Source organism: Pandoraea pnomenusa, from assembly GCF_000767615.3.
Classification (GTDB): Bacteria; Pseudomonadota; Gammaproteobacteria; order Burkholderiales; family Burkholderiaceae; genus Pandoraea; species Pandoraea pnomenusa.
In genome coordinates this window covers 1093798-1113543 of record NZ_CP009553.3, presented here as the reverse complement: position 1 = coordinate 1113543, position 19746 = coordinate 1093798, and the positions used below count along the sequence as shown (strand labels likewise).

Annotated in this window: 12 protein-coding genes; 4 read left to right on the top strand and 8 right to left on the bottom strand. The window is 67.5% G+C overall.

Translation table 11 applies throughout. The features are described 5' to 3' along the window. Nucleotides 1-72 precede the first annotated feature (72 nt). The 3 genes from dnaK to grpE form a co-directional block, all read right to left on the bottom strand. Nucleotides 73-1998: a molecular chaperone DnaK gene (dnaK, locus tag LV28_RS29145; protein WP_038618582.1), complete on the bottom strand. Its 1926-nt coding sequence runs from the start codon at nt 1996-1998 to the stop codon at nt 73-75. Nucleotides 1999-2093: 95 nt separating this feature from the next. Then, complete coding sequence (locus LV28_RS29140) at nt 2094-2522, bottom strand: thioredoxin family protein (RefSeq protein ID WP_023594509.1); 429 nt, start codon at nt 2520-2522, stop codon at nt 2094-2096. 134 nt (nt 2523-2656) lie between these two features. Continuing rightward, complete coding sequence (gene grpE / locus LV28_RS29135) at nt 2657-3202, bottom strand: nucleotide exchange factor GrpE (protein ID WP_023594508.1); 546 nt, start codon at nt 3200-3202, stop codon at nt 2657-2659. A 307-nt stretch (nt 3203-3509) separates the two neighbouring features. On the opposite strand from grpE, the gene LV28_RS29130 reads away from it, so the two are divergent. Next, the gene (locus LV28_RS29130; protein ID WP_369798672.1) at nt 3510-3701 is read left to right on the top strand and encodes a hypothetical protein; all 192 of its coding nucleotides are present in this window, start codon (nt 3510-3512) and stop codon (nt 3699-3701) included. A gap of 213 nt (nt 3702-3914) precedes the next feature. Here the strand turns inward: LV28_RS29130 and LV28_RS29125 are convergent, their stop codons facing one another. The 4 genes from LV28_RS29125 to hrcA all read right to left on the bottom strand — a co-directional run bounded on the left by LV28_RS29125 (nt 3915) and on the right by hrcA (nt 9434). Beyond that, complete coding sequence (locus tag LV28_RS29125) at nt 3915-4310, bottom strand: RNA-binding S4 domain-containing protein (RefSeq protein WP_023872150.1); 396 nt, start codon at nt 4308-4310, stop codon at nt 3915-3917. 2 nt (nt 4311-4312) lie between these two features. Then, the gene (gene hemH, locus LV28_RS29120) at nt 4313-5500 is read right to left on the bottom strand and encodes a ferrochelatase (protein ID WP_081326818.1); all 1188 of its coding nucleotides are present in this window, start codon (nt 5498-5500) and stop codon (nt 4313-4315) included. 98 nt (nt 5501-5598) lie between these two features. Continuing rightward, on the bottom strand, nt 5599-8103 hold the full coding sequence (locus LV28_RS48645; RefSeq protein ID WP_048806434.1) for a collagen-like protein: 2505 nt from the start codon (nt 8101-8103) through the stop codon (nt 5599-5601). A 302-nt stretch (nt 8104-8405) separates the two neighbouring features. Then, entirely contained in the window at nt 8406-9434 is a 1029-nt protein-coding gene (gene hrcA / locus LV28_RS29110) for a heat-inducible transcriptional repressor HrcA (RefSeq protein ID WP_023594503.1), read from the bottom strand. Nucleotides 9435-9551: 117 nt separating this feature from the next. Here hrcA and LV28_RS29105 point away from each other — a divergent pair, with 117 nt between their 5' ends. Both LV28_RS29105 and recN read left to right on the top strand, forming a co-directional pair. Further along, nucleotides 9552-10460 (top strand): NAD kinase, encoded by a 909-nt coding sequence (locus LV28_RS29105; RefSeq protein WP_023872153.1) that lies wholly within the window; start codon nt 9552-9554, stop codon nt 10458-10460. Nucleotides 10461-10482: 22 nt separating this feature from the next. Next, on the top strand, nt 10483-12147 hold the full coding sequence (gene recN / locus LV28_RS29100; protein WP_025250358.1) for a DNA repair protein RecN: 1665 nt from the start codon (nt 10483-10485) through the stop codon (nt 12145-12147). A gap of 59 nt (nt 12148-12206) precedes the next feature. On the opposite strand, the gene glnE is transcribed toward recN, so the two are convergent. Continuing rightward, nucleotides 12207-15083, bottom strand: a complete 2877-nt coding sequence (glnE, locus tag LV28_RS29095; protein ID WP_023872154.1) for a bifunctional [glutamate--ammonia ligase]-adenylyl-L-tyrosine phosphorylase/[glutamate--ammonia-ligase] adenylyltransferase — start codon at nt 15081-15083, stop codon at nt 12207-12209. A 173-nt stretch (nt 15084-15256) separates the two neighbouring features. Here glnE and LV28_RS29090 point away from each other — a divergent pair, with 173 nt between their 5' ends. Continuing rightward, a complete protein-coding gene (locus LV28_RS29090; protein ID WP_038618588.1) occupies nt 15257-19687 on the top strand; it encodes a YhdP family protein in 4431 nt (1476 codons plus the stop codon). Nucleotides 19688-19746: the final 59 nt, after the last annotated feature.

Here is a 19746-nt window from a genome sequence, read left to right as displayed (position 1 = left end):
CCCTTCGCAGAGAACTTCGATACCCGGCCTACACGCGGCGCCCGTCACCGGACACCGCGCGCCATGCAAGCCTTACTTCTTGTCGTTGACTTCCTTCACTTCTGCGTCGACGACGTTATCGTCATGCGGCTTGGCCTGCTCGGCGCCCGCGGCACCCGCAGCGCCGGCCTGGGCCTGCATGTCGGCATACATCTTCTCGCCGAGCTTCTGGCTGGCGGTGCCCAGCGCTTCGACCTTGGCATCGATGTCCGCCTTGTCCGAACCGCGCAGCGCACCTTCCAGTGCCGTGATCGCCGATTCGATGGCTTCCTTCTCCGACGCTTCGATCTTGTCGCCGTACTCGGTGAGCGCCTTGCGGGTGCTGTGCACCAGCGCGTCGCCCTGGTTACGGGCATCGGCCAGCTCGCGCGCCTTCTTGTCTTCCTCGGCGTTGAGCTCGGCATCCTTCACCATTTGCTCGATCTCGGCGTCCGACAGGCCCGAGTTCGCCTTGATGGTGATCTTGTTTTCCTTGCCGGTGGCCTTGTCCTTCGCGCCCACGTGCAGAATGCCGTTGGCGTCGATGTCGAAGGTCACTTCGATCTGCGGCGTGCCGCGTGCCGCCGGCGGGATCCCCTCGAGGTTGAACTCGCCCAGCGACTTGTTGCCGGCGGCCATCTCGCGCTCACCCTGGAACACCTTGATCGTCACGGCCGGCTGGTTGTCGTCGGCCGTCGAGAACACTTGCGAGTGCTTCGTCGGAATCGTGGTGTTCTTCGTGATCATCTTCGTCATCACGCCGCCGAGCGTTTCGATACCGAGCGAGAGCGGCGTCACGTCGAGCAGTAGCACGTCCTTGCGATCGCCCGAAAGCACCGAGCCCTGAATCGACGCGCCCGCCGCCACGGCTTCGTCCGGGTTCACGTCCTTGCGCGGATCCTTGCCGAAGAACTCCTTGACCTTCTCCTGCACCTTCGGCATGCGGGTCATGCCGCCGACCAGGATCACGTCGTCGATGTCGCTGACCTTCACGCCGGCATCCTTGATGGCCAGACGGCAGGGCTCGATCGTGCGGGCGATCAGGTCCTCGACCAGCGCTTCGAGCTTGGCGCGCGTGATCTTCAGATTCAAGTGCTTCGGACCCGAGGCATCGGCCGTGATGTACGGCAGGTTGATCTCGGTCTGCTGGCTCGACGACAGCTCGATCTTGGCCTTTTCGGCGGCTTCCTTCAGGCGTTGCAGCGCGAGCACGTCCTTCGACAGATCGACACCTTGTTCCTTCTTGAACTCGGCGATGATGTAGTCGATGATGCGCTGGTCGAAGTCTTCGCCGCCCAGGAACGTGTCGCCGTTGGTCGACAGCACTTCGAACTGGTGCTCGCCGTCCACGTCCGCGATTTCGATGATCGAGATGTCGAACGTGCCGCCACCCAGGTCATACACCGCGATCTTGCGGTCGCCGCCTTCCTTCTTGTCGAGGCCGAAAGCCAGTGCGGCGGCCGTCGGCTCGTTGATGATGCGCTTGACTTCCAGACCGGCGATGCGGCCGGCGTCCTTGGTCGCCTGGCGCTGGCTGTCGTTGAAGTACGCGGGCACCGTGATCACGGCTTCCGTGACCGGCTCGCCAAGGTAGTCCTCGGCGGTCTTCTTCATCTTGCGCAGCACTTCGGCGGAAATCTGCGGCGGGGCCAGCTTCTGGTCGCGCACTTCCACCCAGGCGTCGCCGTTGTCGGCCTTGACGATCGTGTAGGGCATCAGGCCGATGTCCTTCTGCACTTCCTTTTCTTCGAAGCGACGGCCGATCAGTCGCTTGACCGCGTACAGCGTGTTCTTCGGATTGGTCACCGCCTGGCGCTTGGCCGGCGCGCCGACCAGGATTTCGCCGTCGTCCATGTAGGCGATGATCGACGGCGTGGTGCGTGCACCTTCCGCGTTCTCGATGATCTTGACCTGGTTGCCTTCCATAACGGCCACGCACGAGTTCGTGGTGCCCAGGTCGATGCCGATGATTTTGCCCATATTGTTTCTCCTAGCGTCCTTTGCGTCTTTCCGTCAGGCCCGTGGCCCGTTCAATTCGTTGATCTGCACGTCATATGGGTGCAGCCCGGTGCTTTTCAAGACCCTTCTTGCGGTCCGGTTTTGCCCCCGGCCGCCGCGATCTTCTCGCGGGCGGCGGCGACCGCCAGCCGGAACTGGGGCAGACCGTGCCAACCGGTCGCCCGGCCCAGTTTCTTCCCTCGATGGAAGAAGAAAAACGTCGGAACCCCGTGCAGCGCAAAGCGCCTGGCCAGCGCCATGTCCGCATACACGTTGGCGTGAAACCAGCGCAGTCCGAGCGCCTCGATCGCGTCGCGCTGCGCGAGCATGGTCTTCTTGGCGACTTCGCAGTTGAAACAGTCGACGCCCCAGAAGAACACCACGGCGAGCGCATCGCCCGCCTCTCGCAGCCCGTCGTCGAAGGTGGCGGCCGTGAGTTCGTCCATCGAAAATGCCTCGAACGCCGTACCGTCCACGCCCTTCATGCCCGGATGATCGCCCGCCATGTCCCTACGTCCTCGTCTTCATCGTCCGGCAAGGCCGCAACACCGGCACCTCCGCCTGTCGAGCCCAAAGCTTGCCATGATGGGATGGCAGAGCGGGGCGTCGCATCGGCAGGTCCCGTCGGCCGTCGGCGGCCTTACTTGGCTGCGGCGACCGTCACCAACGCCGGGCGCAGCACGCGATCGGCGATCAGATAACCTTTTTGCAGCACCGATACCACGGTATTCGGTTCCTGCTCCGCCGGCACCATCGAAATGGCCTGATGTTGATGCGGATCGAATTTTGCGCCGGCCGGGTCGATAACGGAAACCTTGCTGCGCTCCAGGGCCGAGATGAGCTGGCGCAGGGTCAGGGCCACGCCCTCCTGCAGCTTGGCCACGTCGCCGCTCTTGTCGGCGGCGGCGGCTTCCAGACTGTCGATCACCGGCAGCAGGTTCTCCGCGAAGCTTTCCACGGCGAACTTGCGCGCCTTGGTCACTTCCTCTTCGGCGCGGCGGCGCACGTTTTCCATTTCGGCCCGGGCACGCAGCGCTTCGTCGCGAAGACTGGCCGCCTCGGCCTGCGCGGCCAGCAACTGCGCCTCGACCGAGGGCAGCGCGTCGTTCGCGAGCTCAGCGTCGTTCGGGGCCGCTTCGGCCTGGGACGGAATCGGCTGGTCGGGGGTGTTTTGCTGTTCAGTCATGAGCTTGAGTCGTCAAAAGGTTTTCGCAGCGCACCAAGACGATGCGCCACCGGTTCAAATCCCTTTGGATAGTAGGGGCGTTCACACCGATTTCAAGAGCTGGCGGGCATTCCGTGCGCCATACCGGTGCTTGCCGCGTGCCGGTAAATATCCGGTTACACGCGTTACGAGTCCTCTATTGTATCGGCCGTTGCTGCGACCTAACATGAATTACGGTCTGGTGATGCGAAGTGCCGCACCGGACCCGGCCGTCGGCCGGACGGACACTCACGTCCGAACCGATGTTTACAGGTGTAAGGAGCGCATCATGAAGCTGCCACTGGCTGTTGTCTTCATCCTTGCGTTGGTGACGACGGTAACGATTACGATCTGCCTGTCAGGCGCGGTCACCCGGCGCGACACCGAGTACGGCAGCGTGCGGGCCGTGCTGCATCACTATGTCGAGATGCCGGGCATGCCAGCCCATCGCTCGTCCAACTCCGGAATCCCCTCGCGCTGATCGCTCCGGGCGCGCGATACGTCGCCACGCTCACGGGCTGCGTTTCCCTTGGTCCTCTCGTTCCCCTTCCGGGACCGCTGACTCCCGATCTCCCGCCCGCCGTCCGGCCCTGCGCCGACGGCGGCGTCCATTCGTGCCTCGGAAAATTCGAACCGTCGCGCCCGGGATGCCACGCAACGTCGCTTTGCGCGACGGATCCGCCGGACCACGGCGCTATTCGCCGATACCGCCCAGTCGGCGACGGTCGCGCTTGGTTGGTCGGCCATGCATCTGCGCGGCCGGCTCCTGAAACAGGCGCCGGCGCTCACTCTCGTCGGCACGAGCGCGAATACTGGCTTCCGTTTCCTCGTAGAGCGACTGCGCGACCGGCGCAGAGCCGCGAACCTCCGCGATGGCCTTGACTCGCACTTCCCACTTCGTGCTGCCGTTGTCCACTGTCACGACGTCGCCCGGGCGCACGTCGCGCGCCGGTTTCACGCGCGCTTCGTTGCACAGCACGCGCCCGCGGTCGACCGCCTGCGTGGCGAGCGAGCGCGTCTTGAAGAACCGGGCAGCCCACAGCCATTTGTCGATACGCGTTGCGGCGTGCGGCGAATCGTCGACCTTGATCGTCACGTGCGCGCTCCCGGCGCCGTCGGTTCCGCCACCTGCGCGGCAGCGGCCGCCGCGGCGTTGGCCGAGTCGAAGGCGGCAACCGCGGCAACCTGTCGCTGACGGGTCGATGCCGCAGCCGCTGCGGCCGCATCGGCCACGCCTTCCGGCGTGAGCACCGGCCACCCCTGCAGGTGGCGCGCAGCGATCTCGCCGAGCGCCGTGATCCAGGCGCTCGCGCCGTTCAGGCACGGAATGAAATGGAACGCCTTGCCGCCGGCCGACAGATAGGCGTGACGGCCTTCCATATTGATTTCTTCCAGCGTTTCCAGACAGTCCGAAGTGAAGCCCGGGCAGAAGACATCCACACGCGGCGTGCCGCCCCGGCCGAGCTCCTCCAGGGTGGGCGCCGTGTAGGGCTGAAGCCATTCGGCCTTGCCGAAACGGGACTGGAACGTGAGGCGACAGGTGGTCTCGTCGAGGCCGAGCGCGGCAGCCAGCAGACGTGCCGTCTTCACGCATTGATCGTGGTACGGATCGCCCAGATCGAGCGTGCGGCGCGGCACGCCGTGGAAGCTAAGGAGCAGTCGCTCGCCTGCCGCGAAGTCGGGCCGGCCGTGCTGCTGCCAGTAACCTTCGACCTGCTGGCGCAGGGCCTCGATATACGCCGGATGGTCGTGATAGTCACGCACCGTACGCACGTCGGGCTGATTTCGCAGCCGCCCGAGCACACGAAACACGGCGTCGGTAGCGGTCGCGGTCGTACTGCTCGAATACTGTGGATACAACGGCAGCAGCAGAATCCGCTCGACGCCGTTTTGCCGCAGCGCGCGAATGCGATCCGCGATCGACGGATTGCCGTAGCGCATCGCGTAATCGACGACGACGTCGTAATCGTTGGCATGCAGCAGGCCGCGCAAGGCATTCGTCTGCTGCTCGGTGTTGACCTTGAGCGGCGAGCCTTCGCGTGTCCAAACGGTCGCGTACTTCTGCGCCGACTGGCGCGAGCGCAACGGCAGGATCACCAGCCGCAGCAACGGTTGCCAGACGAAGGAAGGAATCTCCACGACACGCGGATCCGACAGGAACTCGCGCAAATAACGGCGCACGGCCGCCGGCCGTGGCTCATCGGGGGTGCCGAGGTTGATCAGCAGGACGGCCGTCTTTCCGGACGGACCGTGCGAAATGGGTTCTGGATCGAAGCGCATGAAGCGTACTTTACCGCAAACCCGGCGCAAATCCGGCAGTGCATTGCGCGCCCGCCCGGCGTCGGGGAAATCGACGCAGGGCGACGTCATTCCGGCACTCAGCCGTGCGAGTGCTCGCCTTCGCGCGGCGACCGATGCGCCGACGCGGCGTGCTCGCTCTCATGCGACGGCGCACGTGCGCCCTCTGGGCGTCCTTCGCGCGGCGCAGGCTGCGGATGTGCACGCTCCTGCGGCTGCGGATGAGGCGCGGCTTGCGGCTGAGGTTGGGGTTGAGGTTCGGGTTGAGGTTGGGAACGCGGCGCCTGCGGCCGTTCCTGCGCACGCTCCTGCCGCTGCGGTTCGGGTCGCGGTGCAATCTGCGGCTCAGGACGCGGTTGCCCGCGCTCCATCGGCGCCTGCACACGCGGCTGCGGCGACATCTGGGGTTGCGGCTGCGGCTGGCCGTGCGACTGCCATTGCTGGGGCTGACGCGTCGGCTCGGCGGCTTCGGGGCGCGCACGCTGTGACATCTCGGGCGCACCCGGTGCATTCAGCGCACCGGGCGTCCGAGGCACGTCAGGCAAGCCCTGCGGCACCGAACGGTGCATCTGCATCTCCCGCTGCGCGGTGTCATGCCCGGGCTGCGGCACCGCCCGCGGCGCCTCGCCTCGTCCGACGGGCTGTCCCGCCGCGCCCGCCCCCTCCGCCACTCCGGGCGGATGCGGCACGCCGGACGGCGCCGGCTGTCCCGGGCGATACGGATACCCGCCATATGCGCCATGAGCGGGTACACCAGGCTCTCCCGGTGCTCCCGGGACACCGGGCTGCCCCGGAACACCCGGCGTTCCCGGCACGCCCGGTCGACCGGGAACGCCGGGTGCGCCATATCGAGGCGGCATGGCGCCAGTGCCCGGGTGAGCGCCCTGCGCAGGCGCCGAACCGGTCGCGCCGATCGCCGGCTGTGCGGGCGTCGGCCCATTCACACCGATCGGTGCGCCGACGGGCCCGTGCGTACCGACGACCGTCACGCGAGGCTGTACGCGCGGCGCACTCGGTGCGGTCGATGCAGTCGGTAGGCCCCGCCGGGCCGGCTGCGCGGCCCGGTCGAAAGACAGTGGCGCGCCGCCGGCGTTCGGCACGGGATGCAATTGGCTCGTGAGTTCTCGCGACGGCGTCGTGCGCGCCACCGGCGCGCGCGTGGCCAGCACCGCGCGGTTGAACACGCCGGCAGGCGGCGCGCCCGCGGCAGGACGGCTGTTGCCGAACACACTCTGCTGTACCGGTGCAACGCCAGGCGTATTGCCCACGTGCCATCCCGGCCTCTGGTCCGGTGCGCGCCCCGGCGTATTGCGCGGCGGCGTGGCCAGGGCGGCGGGCGCACCGACCGGGCGTCCCTGCACGAAGGCCTGCGCGCGCATCGTCGAGATCGCGCCTCGCACGTTGCGGTTCACGTAGATGTTGTTGATGTTCGTGATGTTGGTGTTGCGTATCACCGTCGTGCGGTTGATATTCGTGATGTACGCGGAACTGGCGTGATAGGCCGGTCGATAGACGTCATGCGGTCCCAGCGCGAACCATGCGAGTCCCACGCCGCCGGCGGCAAACGCGACCCCCCAGGCATTTCCACCGCTGCTGCCATTGACCCAGCCGACGAGCGCAGGCGCGTACACCGGACGCACCGCCACCGGTCCCGGCACCCAGCACCAGCGGGCATCGACGTACGCCCACCGGCCATAGTGATACGGCGCAAAGCCCCAGGGCGCATCGTCGACCCAGGTCCATCCCCACGGATCGACCCAGGTCCAGTGGCCCGTGCGGTAAGGCGCCCAGCCCGACGGCACATCCGAAGGCACCCACACCGCGCCGTAGTCCGGCGTCTCCTGCCAGGTGCCGTAATCGTCGAGACTCTCGTAGCCGGTCATGTCGCGCGACACGTAGCGGGCCGACACGGAGGCGTCTTCCCGGGCGTCGAGCTGCCGCACCCACTGGTCGAACGCATCCGCGCGCGAAGGCCCGGCGGGCTGCTGCGTCAGATTCTGCCCCACGAATGCCACCCGCTGGCCCTGCTGCAACGGCACCGACGCGCCCTGCCCGTACACGGTGGCCGCGCCACGCGACACGCTCACGGTCGTCACGCCATTGGGATCGACGTCGAGGCGGTACTCGCCGGCTTGCTGCGGGACGAAAGCGAGGTTCGGCGTGTCGATCTCGTAAGGCTGATTCGGGTCATAGCCGCGCAGACGCAGCCCGACCGTGCCCTGCGTTACGTTCAGTTGCACATTCTGGTCGGTGACGGCCGAGAGCGCGACACTCGTCGACGCTCCCAGGCGCACCGCCGCGCCACCCACGCGCATTTCCGCGCGGCTGTTGCGATCGACCCAGACGGCGTCGCCCGTGGTCAGCGGACGGTTTCGCTCGGCGTAGCGCCAGTCGCCCGTGCCGTCCGGCGAGAAGGTCACGGTGCCGTCGAATTGACTCAGACGCGCCACACGCCCAGGGGGGTCGGCGCTCTGCGCCTGCGCGAAGGCGGGCATGCCCGCCACGCCAAGCACCCCGAGCGCCAGCCCAACGCCGACGACGCCGAGTTGGCGGACCGCGGTCCGCCAGGAAATCAGGGGGTTCATAAAGACTCCGAGGCCCTTCGGGCAACGCGCCGATCAACGGTGCCGGCATGCCACCTTCATTCTTCTGTCCGAATCCTTCGGCGAACCTGACACCCGCCATTCCGGGGACTTCGCCGCAAGTGACACCTCGAGCGTAAGCCCCTCGCGTGTGACAGCGTGTAAAGGAATGCTACGGGCATGTAACCGGAAGCCCCGGCCGGCATCGCGCGGCGGATCGCTGCGCCGGGGCGGCGGCCGATGGATGGCGTGCACGGGCCGAAGTGGCGACCCGGACGCCCGGGCGACGCGCGCCACGGGGCCCATCAATGCTGGCTAAGCGCGTTGGACAGGAGCTTGGCGGTGATGTCGACGATCGGAATCACACGCTCGTACGCCATGCGCGTCGGGCCGATCACGCCCAGCGTGCCGACGACCTCGCCGTCGACCTCGTAAGGCGCCGTCACGACTGACATCTCCTCGATCGGCACCAGATTCGACTCGCCGCCAATGAAGATCTGCACCCCCGAGGCACGGCTCGACACGTCGAGCAACTGCAGCAGACCGGTCTTGGACTCGAACACGTCGAAGAGCTTGCGAAGCCGCTCCATGTTCGACGACAGGTCCTCCACGCCCAGCAGATTGCGCTCGCCCGAGATCAGCACGCTCTCACGGCTGGTGTCGGCCATGGCATCGCTGCCGGCCTGCACCGCCGCCTGCATCAGCGCGCTCATGTCGGAACGCAATGCGTCGAGCTCGCCGCGCAAGTAAGCGCGCACCTCATCGAAACTGTGGCCGCCGAAATTGGCGTTCAGGTAGTTTGCCGCCTCGACCAGTTGCGCCGGCGAATAATCCTTTTCGGTCAGGATGATGCGGTTCTGCACGTCGCCATCAGGCGTGACGATGATGAGCAGCACGCGCTTTTCGGACAACCGCAGGAATTCGATCTGTCGGAAGGTCTGGCTACGACGCGGCGTGAGGACCACGCCGGCGAACTGCGACAGATTGGAGAGCACCTGGGCCGCGGAGGCGACCAGCTGTTGCGGCCCGGCCGGTTGCAGGCGGTTCTGCACCTGAGACGCGAGATGGTGCACGGCATCTTCGAGCGGACGCACCGAGAGGATCGTGTCGACGAACAGGCGGTACGCGCGTGGCGTTGGCACCCGCCCGGCCGACGTATGCGGACTGGCCACGAAGCCGAGGGCTTCCAGATCCGCCATCACATTGCGGATCGTCGCCGGCGAGAGGTCGAGCCCCGAGTATCGGGAAAGCGTGCGCGAGCCGACCGGCTGGCCATCCGCGATGTACCTTTCGATCAGGGTTTTGAGAAGCGTTTGCGCACGTTGATCTAGCATGGCAAAAATTGTAACGCGAAATATGCATACGCGGCGTGCGGCAAACCCCGAGGCGGAAACCGCCGCGGGCCTTGCGTGGCGATGGTTGCTGTCATCGACTTATGGTGTAATGGCGGCATGAAAACTGGGAGCCCCTTCAAGACCGTGGCGCTCGTCGGGAAATATCATGCCGACGGCGTTGCCGAACCCCTGCTCACGCTCGCGGCATGCATCGCCCAGCGCGGGCACCACGTCGTCTTCGAGCGCGACACGGCGCACAACATCGGTGCGGCCGCCGATCCTTACGGAACCCTCGACATCCAGGAAATCGCCACGCAGACCGACGTGGCGGTGGTCGTGGGCGGCGACGGGACGATGCTCGGCATCGGCCGTCAGCTCGCGGCGTCGAAGGTGCCGCTCATCGGCGTGAATCATGGTCGCGTCGGCTTCATCACCGATATTCCGCTCGACGAGATGCGCCAGGTCGTGCCGGCCATGCTCGAAGGTCACTTCGAAGCAGAGCAGCGCACACTGCTGGCCGCGCGCATCGAGCGCGATGGCAAGACGCTTTACGAAACGCTGGCGTTCAACGACGTGGTCGTCAATCGCTCGGGCATCTCCGGCATGGTCGAGCTGCGCGTGGACGTGGACGGCCGCTTCATGTACAAACAGCGCTCGGACGGGCTGATCGTGGCCACCCCGACGGGCTCGACGGCTTACGCGCTCTCGGCAAGCGGGCCGATCCTGCATCCGCGCCTGGGCGGCGTGGTGCTCGTGCCGATCGCCCCGCACGCCTTGTCGAATCGCCCCATCGTGCTGCCGGACTCGAGCGACATCGTCATCACGATCACTGGCGGACGCGAGGTCGGCGCCAACTTCGACATGCAGTCGTTCGCCGAACTGCGGCAGGGCGACCAGATTTTGGTGGGCCGCTCCGAGCATCAGGTGACGTTCCTGCACCCGGTCGGCTACAACTACTACGCCACGCTGCGCCGCAAACTGCACTGGAACGAGCATATCTCCGACGAAGATACGCCGCAGAACTGACTCCACGCCTCATCGATATCCCATGCTACGCAGTCTCTCGATTCGCGATTTCGTGATCGTCGATCGTCTCGACCTGGAATTCTCCGCCGGTTTCACCGTGTTCTCGGGGGAGACCGGCGCGGGCAAATCGATCCTGATCGACGCGCTGGCCCTGGCCATGGGCGAGCGTGGCGACGCCAGCATGGTGCGCACCGGGCAAACGCGCGCCGACATCACCGCGGAGTTCGCCGCCGACGCCGAAGCGCGCCCCGATCTCGAAGCCTGGCTGCAGGCGCAGGCGCTCACGCTGGAAGAGCACGGCGGCGTGCTGCTGCGCCGCGTGCTCGATTCCGGCGGCCGCTCGCGCGCCTTCATCAACGGCACGCCCGCCACGCTCGCGCAGCTCCGCGAGCTCGGCGAGATGCTCGTCGACATTCACGGCCAGCATGCTCACCAGCAACTGCTTCGCCCCGACGCCCAGCGCCGGCTGCTCGACTCGCACGCAGGCGCCACGGCGCTGGCCGCCGACACCGCGGCCGCGCACAGGGAGTGGCGCCGTCTCGTCAAGCGTTGCGAGGAAGCCCACGGGCGCGACCGCGAGTTGCAGCTCGAACGCGAGCGCCTCGAATGGCAAACGTCCGAACTCGACAAGCTCAATCCGCAGGAAGGCGAATGGGACGAGGTGAGCGCCGAGCATCGGCGTCTGTCGCACGCAGCAAGTCTCATCAACGGCGTGCAGGGCGCGCTCGACGCGCTGGCCGAAGCCGACGGCGCCATCGTCCCGTCGCTGGGCCACGTGGTGCACCAGATCCGCGAACTGGCCGAGATCGACGCCGGACTCGCCGACACGCTCGCCGCGCTCGAGCCCGCCGAGATCCAGCTTCGCGAGGCGGTTCACTCGCTCACGCACTACGCGCAGCGCATCGATCTCGACCCGGAGCGGCTTGCCGTGGTCGAGCAACGTCTGGACGCCTTGCATTCGACCGCACGCAAATTCCGCGTTACGCCCGAGCAGTTGCCCGCCGAACATGCCGAGCGCCGGGCCCAGCTCGCCGAACTGACCGCGTCGCAGGACATGGCCGCGATGCAAGCCGCCGCCGACGCCGCGCAGGCGGCCTATCTGAAACTGACAAAGACGTTGTCCAGGGAGCGCGCCAGGGCGGCGGCGTCGCTCGCGCGCGAAGTCACGCGCGCGATGCAGGACCTGTCGATGCCGGGCGGACGCTTCGAAGTCGCGCTCAGCCCCACGACAGAACCGCAATCGTTTGGCATGGAGACGGTGGAATTCCTGGTGGCCGGCCACCCGGGTGTACCCACCCGGCCGCTGGCGAAAGTGGCGTCGGGCGGCGAACTCGCACGCATCAGCCTCGCGTTGCAGGTGATCGCCAGCAGCGCGAGCCTCACGCCTACGCTGATTTTCGACGAGGTGGATTCCGGCATCGGCGGCGCGGTGGCCGAAGTGGTGGGCCGGTTGCTGCGCGAGCTGGGTCAGGGACGCCAGGTGCTGTGCGTGACCCACTTGCCGCAAGTCGCCGCACTCGGCCACCAGCATCTGCGGGTGAAAAAGCGCAGCGACGGCGACACGACCATGAGCGAGATCGAACCGCTCGGACGGACCGAGCGCGTCGAGGAAATCGCGCGCATGCTGGGTGGCGTCGAGATCACGGCCACGACGCGCAAGCACGCACGCGAAATGTTGGCGCTGTAACGCCGCCTTGCGCAACCGCACCGCCGGCGCCATCTCGAGCCGGCGGACTCTCGCGGCCGTCAGGCCGGGGCGACGGCCGAAAACACCGAATCCCACAGCGCGATCACGGCCTCGCGCTCGGTCGCCACTTGCTCGGCCGGTACGCGCGCCGCTTCCACGCCGTCGAGCCGCAGCTTGTGCTGACGCTTGCGATACGTCCGATATGCGGCGGCCGCCCCGTCGGCGAGGTTCGCATCGATCAACCCGAGTTGCGCCGATTCGCGCAGCAGCGCGATGTTGCCGGCATTGCGCAACAGCGCCGGATGCGCCCCCGAGTGCAGTAGCACCAGGTACTGCACGGTGAACTCGATGTCGACCATACCGCCACGATCGTGCTTCAGATCGAAGAGTTGCGTCGGGTTCGGGTGCCCTTCCGTCACCTTGCGGCGCATGGCGACGATTTCCTGCGCGAGCGGTAGCGCTTCGCGCGGCGTGGCGAGCACCTGCGCGCGGATGCGCTCGAACGCGGCGCCGATGTCCTCGTCGCCCGCGCAGAAACGCGCGCGCGTGAGCGCCTGATGCTCCCACACCCACGCCGTATTCGCGTTGCCTTCGCGGAACTGGTACTGCCGGAAACTCTCGAGACTCGTCACCAACAGGCCCGACAGGCCATTCGGGCGCAGACGCAAATCCACGTCGAACAGCATGCCGGCGCCGGTGTGCGTGGTGAGCCAGGTGACAAAGCGACGGGCGAGCGCCGCGTAAGCGTCGGGCGCGCGCTCGTCGTCATCGTCATAAAGGAAGATCAGGTCCAGGTCGGACGCATAGCCCAGTTCCTTGCCGCCGAGCTTGCCGTACGCGATCACCGAGAAGCGGGGCACTTCGCGATGGCGCGTGGCCACGTGCGGCCAGACGGTGGCAATGGTCACGTCGACGATGATGTCGGCCAGCTCCGAGAGCCGGTCGCCGATGGCCTCCACCGATAGCGTGCCCTGCAGATCCAGCAGCAGAATGCGGAAAACCTCGGCGTGGTGCGCGCGCCGCAGAATGTCCATCTGCACTTCGACATTGCCCGCGGCGCCCGAGGCGTTCAGGCTCAGCAGCAGTTGCGTCTTGAACGACGGCCAGTCGAACGGCGCGGCGAGCGCCTCGTCGTCGAGCAACTCATCGAGCAATTGCGGGTGGCTGATCAGATACCCCGCCGCCCATCGCGACCCCGCCAGCACCTTGACCACACGCTCGAGCGCGCGCGGATACTCCGTGAGCAGCGCCAGATAGGAGCTGCGACGGCTGATGGTCGAGAGCAGATCGAGCATGCGTGCGAGCACGGCGTCGGCCTCGCCCGTGCCCGCCGCGCCCTGCACCGCGCGCTGCACCAGCTGGTCGAAGCGCCGCCGGCTGGTCTCGCCGAGCGCCTTGTAGCGCGACGACGTCCACACCGCGCGCAGTCGGTCGAGCGCACCGGGGGCATCGGCAAAGCCGAGTTGCGTGAGCTGGTTGCCGAGGTCACCCGTCTGCGCCTCGTCGGCCAGGCATTCGCTCCAGAGTTCCGGCGGGCAACTGCAGTCGCCGCCGGACGACGCTCCCTTGCGTCCGCCTGTGCCGGCCTTGTCCTTGTCGGCGAAGATCTCGTCGAACTGCGCCGCCACGAATTCGCGATGCTCGTCGAGCACCGTCATGAATGTGGCTTCGTCGGGAAAGCCCATGGCGCGGGCCACCGCCAGGCGGTCCTCGCCGGCGGCCGGCAGGACGTGCGTCTGCGCGTCGTCCAGATACTGGATGCGGTGTTCGAGCTTGCGCAGGAATACGTAGGCGTTGGCAAGTTCGTCGGCCACGTGCTGCGCCAGCCAGCCCCGACGCGCCGCCACGCCCAGCACCGCCAGCGTCGGCCGCACGCGCAGCTCCGGCTCCTGTCCGCCGCGAATCAACTGGAAGACCTGCGCCGAGAATTCGATTTCGCGAATGCCGCCGCGCCCGAGCTTGATGTCGTTGATGCGCGCCGGCTTCGCGCGCGCCCGACGCTCCGCCTCGTGCCGAATCTGTTCGTGCAGCGCGCGAATCGCCCCGATCACACCGTAATCGAGATAACGACGGAAGACGAACGGCTGCACCAGCGACGACAGCAGACGCTCGACGCGACGTCCCGGTTCGCTCGCCACCTCGGACACCAGCCGCCCCTTGATCCAGGCATAGCGCTCCCACTCCCGCCCCTGCACATAGAAATACTCCTCGAGCATCGGCAGGCTGCACACGAGCGGCCCGGAATCGCCGTTCGGACGCAGGCGCATGTCCACGCGGAACACATAGCCATCCGGCGTGAGCTCCGAGATCATGCCAATCAGCTTGCGGCCTAGCTTGGTGAAGAATTCGTGATTCGACAGCAGGCGCAGGCGGCCGGCGGCAGCCGGATCGGCGTCGTCCGGTGCGGAAGTCTCGCCGTCGTCCTCGTAAAGGAAGATCAGGTCGATGTCGGACGATACGTTCAGTTCGCGCCCGCCGAGCTTGCCCATGCCCACCACGCCGAGCGTCTGGCGCTCGCCCTCGGCATTGCGCGGCACCCCGTGGATCGCCTCGAGTTCGCGCGAGAGCACCGCGATGCCCGCCTGCACGGCGAACTCGGCCAGCGCCGTCATCGCCTCGGTCACCTCGGCGAGTTCCGCGCGTCCGTCCAGATCGCGCTGCATGACCGCGCAGATCGCCTCGACGCGCAACACGCGCAGCGCACGGGCCAACCCCGCCTCGTCGAGGCCCGGAGCGCCGGCGACGCCCGACGGCTGATCGGGCGGCGAGAGCACCGTGCCGGTGATCGCCTCGAAGCGGTGCGCCAGCCAGCGGGCATCGACCGGGTGCTCGGCGAGGGTAGGCAGCGCCTCGGCGAGCGCGGGCCGGCTCGCGAGCATGCGCGCGGCGTAACGCGAGTAGGACGTGATTTCGATCGGATATTCAGGTGAACTCACTGGCGGGGTTCCGGTCAGCAATGAGAATGAAGAGACTTTCGCATGCTCACCCGGGCGTGATGAAACGCCGGATCACACGTCTGTTTCTCCTACGGCCGGGCCGTCGAACGGCCTTGGGCTTGTGTTACAGTCTTTGCCACAGAAACTACCACATTCCCTTGTAGACGCGCAGCATGACCGACCGTAAGCCGCCCGCCTCGCCCACTGCGACCCGGTCCTGGTTCTCGTCACTGCCGCGTGGCTTGCGCCTGGGCCTGGAATGGCTGCTCGCGCTCGTCGTTGTCGCCTACTTCGGCCTGGGCGCCGTCATCCTCGCAACCCGGTACGTGATCCTCCCACGCGTGGCGGATTACCGTCCACAAATCGAAGCGGCAGCCACCCGCGCCATCGGCCTGCCGGTGACCATCGGCCGCGTCGACGCTGTCTGGCGAGGCTGGCACCCCTATCTCACTCTGGAAGACGTGCGCATCACGCGCACCGCCGCGGGTCCGCCGCCCAAGGCGTCGCTCATCGCGCGCGTCGTCAAGCCGGTGCCTGCGGCGGCATCGGCGGCATCGGCGGCATCGGCGGCATCAGCGGCATCAGCGGCATCGGCGGCACCCGCCGCGTCAGCCACGTCGGTGGCGTCGGCCTCCGCCGCGCCGGACAATCCCCCGGTGACCTTCGCGCCACCCGGCGCGCCGCCCCCGGTCGAACCGAGCCTCACCCTGCACCGGCTCGACGCCGTGCTCTCCTGGACCAGCCTGATCCACTTCGATCTGCGCCTGTCGAACCTCACGTTGTACGAACCGGACCTGACCGTCGAGCGTCTCGTCGACGGCGCGATTCTCGTGGCAGGCATTCCCGTGGCCGGCAACGGCAACACCGCGGACACGCGCGCCGGCGACTGGCTGCTGCGCCAGGCACGGGTCGTCATCCGCAACGGCACGGTGCGATGGCGCGACGCCACGCGCGACGTGCCGGAAGTCGTCGTCACGCACGTGAACGCCATGCTGCGCAATCGCGGCTTCGAGCATCGCTTCGGCATGCAGGCAAACCCGCCGGCGGGCATCGTCGCGCCGCTCGACATTCGTGCGCGCTTCACCAATCCGCTCTTCGCGCGTCCCGGCGAAGTCAGGCGCTGGCGCGGCCAGGTGTACGGTGATATCGGCACGCTCGACCTGACCGAACTCGCGCGTTACGTCGAGCTGCCGGGCAAGCATCCGCGCGGGCGTCTGGCCGCCCGGGCATGGGTCGACTTCGACAGCGGGGAGATCACCGGTGCGACTCTGCGCGCTGCCGGAGCGAACACCTCCGTGCAGTTGGCCGACGACCTTGCGCCGCTGACGTTCGACACCACGCAGGGGCGCATCGACGTGACCCGCGCCGGACCCAGGCCCGACGCCGGATGGAACCTGCGCGCGCGCGATCTGACCCTGCAAGCCGCCGGCCGCCCGACGCTGGACGTGCCCGATCTGCGAGCCAGCTACGCCCCGGGTACCGCCGACCAGGGACTGCACGTCGCGGTCTCGGGTCAACGCCTAGACATCGGTGCCGCCATGGCGCTCATCCCGTCGATGCCGGTCGACGCGCAAACGCGCGATACGTTGGCGAGCTTCCGCCCACGCGGGCGTCTCGCGAAATTCGACATCAGCTATCAGGCCCCCAAGCCGCACGGCCCGGGCAACTGGCGCGATCTGCCCGGCATCAAGCAACTGCCGCCCGAGCGCGATCGCTATCGCGTGGTCGCCGATTTCGAAGGCCTCGGCATCGACAGCCAGCCGAGTCAGGCCGCGCCCAGACCCGGTTCGCCTAACGCCGGCCGGCCCGGCTTCGCCAACCTCAGCGGGCATGTGGACGCCGACCAGTCGCGTGGCAGCCTGACGCTCAACAGCCGCAACGCCGTGCTCGATTTCCCCGGCCGCTTCGATCAGCCTCGCATCGACCTCGACACGCTCACGGCGCGCAGCGCCTGGCGCGTCTCGCATTCGGCGACCCGGCGCGACGCGCCGGCGGACGTGCGGGTGCGCGTCGACGCACTGCACCTGCAAAACGCCGAACTGGCCGGCGACGTGAGCGGCACCTGGCGCAACGGCGGCAAGGGCAACGGCATCGTCGACCTGAAAGGCACCGTGGCGCGCGTGAACGCGGCGTCGGTGCCGCGCTATCTGCCCACGGACATCGGCGCGAGCGTGCGCGACTATCTGCAACGCGCCCTGCTTGCGGGCACGGTGCAGAATGCGCCGTTCGCGGTGCAGGGCGATCTGGACGATTTCCCATACGGCAAGGGGGGCGGCAAGTTCCGCATCGACATTCCGCTCGCCGACGTGACCTTCAACCCGTCGCCGCTGCGCCCCGGCCACACGGAAGTCTGGCCAGCGTTCGAGAAGGTTCGCGGCAACCTGCGCTTCGACGCCGACAAGCTGCACATCGCGATCGACAGCGGCTCGGTCTATGGCGTGACGCTCACGCAGGTGCAGGGCGACATCAACAATATCGGCCAGGACGACTCGACGCTCACGCTCAAGGGTGACGCGCGCGGCCCGGCGGCAGACTTCGTGAAGTATCTGAACAACAGCCCGGTTGGCCACTGGATCGGCGACTTCACCGACGAGACACGCGCGAGCGGTACCACGCAGCTCGCCATGCAAGTGTCGATGCCGCTCGACCATACCGACCGGTCCAGGGTCACCGGCCGGGCGCGTTTCCTGCGCAACGATGTCACGCTGCTGAGCGGCCTGCCGACCTTCGGCGCCGTGGACGGTGAACTTGCGTTCACCGAACGCGGCATCTCGCTGGACAATCTGCGCGGCACGTTCCTCGGCGGCGACGTGCGCGCCTCCGGCGGCAGTCGCAACGACGGCACGATCGCGCTGAACGTCAACGGCACGATGAGCGCGCAGGGGCTGCGCGAGAATCGCGAGAACGCGTCGCTCGCGCAACTGGCCAAGCGCATGACCGGCAGCACGCCCTATACGGCCACGGTCACCGTGCGCCAGGGCATGACCGACGTGGCGGTGCAGTCCACGCTCGCCGGACTCGCCTTGAATCTGCCCGCACCGCTGGGCAAGAGCGCCGAGACCGCGCTGCCGGCCCGCTTCACGTTGCGGCCCCAACCCAATCCGGGCGGGCGTCGCACCGATACGCTCGACATCTCCATCGGCAGCGTGCAGGCGAGCTACGTGCAACAACGCAACGGCGCGCGCGTGGACGTATTGCGCGGCGGCATCGGCATCAACCAGCCGGTGCCGGCGCCGCGCGAGGGCGTGCAGGCCGCCGCGCAGTTCGACACGCTCGACGTGGACGCCTGGCGCGGTGTGGTCGCGTCGCTCGGCAGCGACTCGGTCACGCCGGGTACCCAGGGCACGCCGCCCGCGCCTGCGGCCACGGCCGCGGCGGCACGCGACGAATTCGGCGCCCTCACCCCGTATGTGCCCACACGGCTGGCGCTTCACGCAAAGCAGGTGCGCCTGATGTCGCGCCTATGGCCGGAGCTGGTGGTCGGTGCACAGCGCAACGACCGCGACTGGCAGGTCAGTCTCGCGTCCGATCTCGTGTCCGGCTTCGCGGAATGGAAGGCACCCGACGACAAGAACCCGTCGGGCGAGATCCGCGCACGGCTCGCCAAGCTCGTGATTCCCCGCGAGGAGCACGGCAGTGACGTGCTCACGCAGGTACTCGACGAACCGAGCGACGAATTCCCCGCCATCGACGTGGTCGCCAACGATTTCGTGCTGCGCGACAAGCCGCTCGGCCGGCTGCAGCTCAATGCCCATAACGACGTCGAGGATGGCGTGCCCGTGTGGCAATTGACCAAGCTCGAGCTCCGCAACGACGCCGCCACGCTCGACATCAAGGGCAACTGGCGTACGTCGCGCCGCCGGGCGGCGGTCGCGGGCAGCGACGACGACGTGCCACGCCGCACCCTCCTCGACTTCAATCTGGAGGTGAAGAACGCGGGCGGTCTGCTCGACCGGCTGGGCCTGCCCAGGACGCTCAAGGACGGCTCGGGTGCCGTGTCGGGCCGCTTCGGCTGGCGCGGCGGTCCCGACGCCATCGACTATCCGACGCTGTTCGGGCGCGTGAAGGTCGACCTGCGGCGCGGGCAGATCCTGAAAGCCGACCCGGGGCTCGCCAAGCTGCTCGGCATTCTGTCGCTGCAAACGCTCGCCAAGATCCTCACGTTCGACTTCAACAGCGTGATCGGCAGCGGCCTGCCGTTCGACAGCATCGACGGGAACGCCACGATTCAGGGCGGCGTCGCCAATACCAGCGACCTGACGATCAATGCCAACGCGGCGACGATCAAGATCGACGGGCACACCGATCTGGCTCGCGAGACGCAGGACCTGAACGTGCTGGTGCTGCCGAAGATCAATGCGGCGTCGGCGTCGCTGGCCTGGGCGATCATCAACCCGGCGCTGGGCATCGGCTCGTTCTTCGCCCAGCTGGCGCTCGGCGACCAGCTCTCGCGCACGCTCTCCACCACGTACCACGTGACCGGTTCCTGGGACAATCCGGTCATCGGACAGGGCAGCGGCAATAAGAGTAAGATCGATGCATCCCCGGAAGTCCGGCCGGAGACGCAAAACAACGTCCCGCCCACCGGAGTGCGCGGCAACTGAGCGCGCACGGGGAACGCTTCCCGCATACGCCACGCGCCACGCGCGACGAATTCAGCCAC

Coding starts and splice junctions, on each gene's coding strand:
- dnaK (WP_038618582.1), bottom strand. CDS start 1,998: ATGGGCAAAATCATCGGCATCGACCTGGGCACCACGAACTCGTGCGTG.
- LV28_RS29140 (WP_023594509.1), bottom strand. CDS start 2,522: ATGGCGGGCGATCATCCGGGCATGAAGGGCGTGGACGGTACGGCGTTC.
- grpE (WP_023594508.1), bottom strand. CDS start 3,202: ATGACTGAACAGCAAAACACCCCCGACCAGCCGATTCCGTCCCAGGCC.
- LV28_RS29130 (WP_369798672.1), top strand. CDS start 3,510: ATGAAGCTGCCACTGGCTGTTGTCTTCATCCTTGCGTTGGTGACGACG.
- hemH (WP_081326818.1), bottom strand. CDS start 5,500: ATGCGCTTCGATCCAGAACCCATTTCGCACGGTCCGTCCGGAAAGACG.
- LV28_RS48645 (WP_048806434.1), bottom strand. CDS start 8,103: ATGAACCCCCTGATTTCCTGGCGGACCGCGGTCCGCCAACTCGGCGTC.
- hrcA (WP_023594503.1), bottom strand. CDS start 9,434: ATGCTAGATCAACGTGCGCAAACGCTTCTCAAAACCCTGATCGAAAGG.
- LV28_RS29105 (WP_023872153.1), top strand. CDS start 9,552: ATGAAAACTGGGAGCCCCTTCAAGACCGTGGCGCTCGTCGGGAAATAT.
- recN (WP_025250358.1), top strand. CDS start 10,483: ATGCTACGCAGTCTCTCGATTCGCGATTTCGTGATCGTCGATCGTCTC.
- LV28_RS29090 (WP_038618588.1), top strand. CDS start 15,257: ATGACCGACCGTAAGCCGCCCGCCTCGCCCACTGCGACCCGGTCCTGG.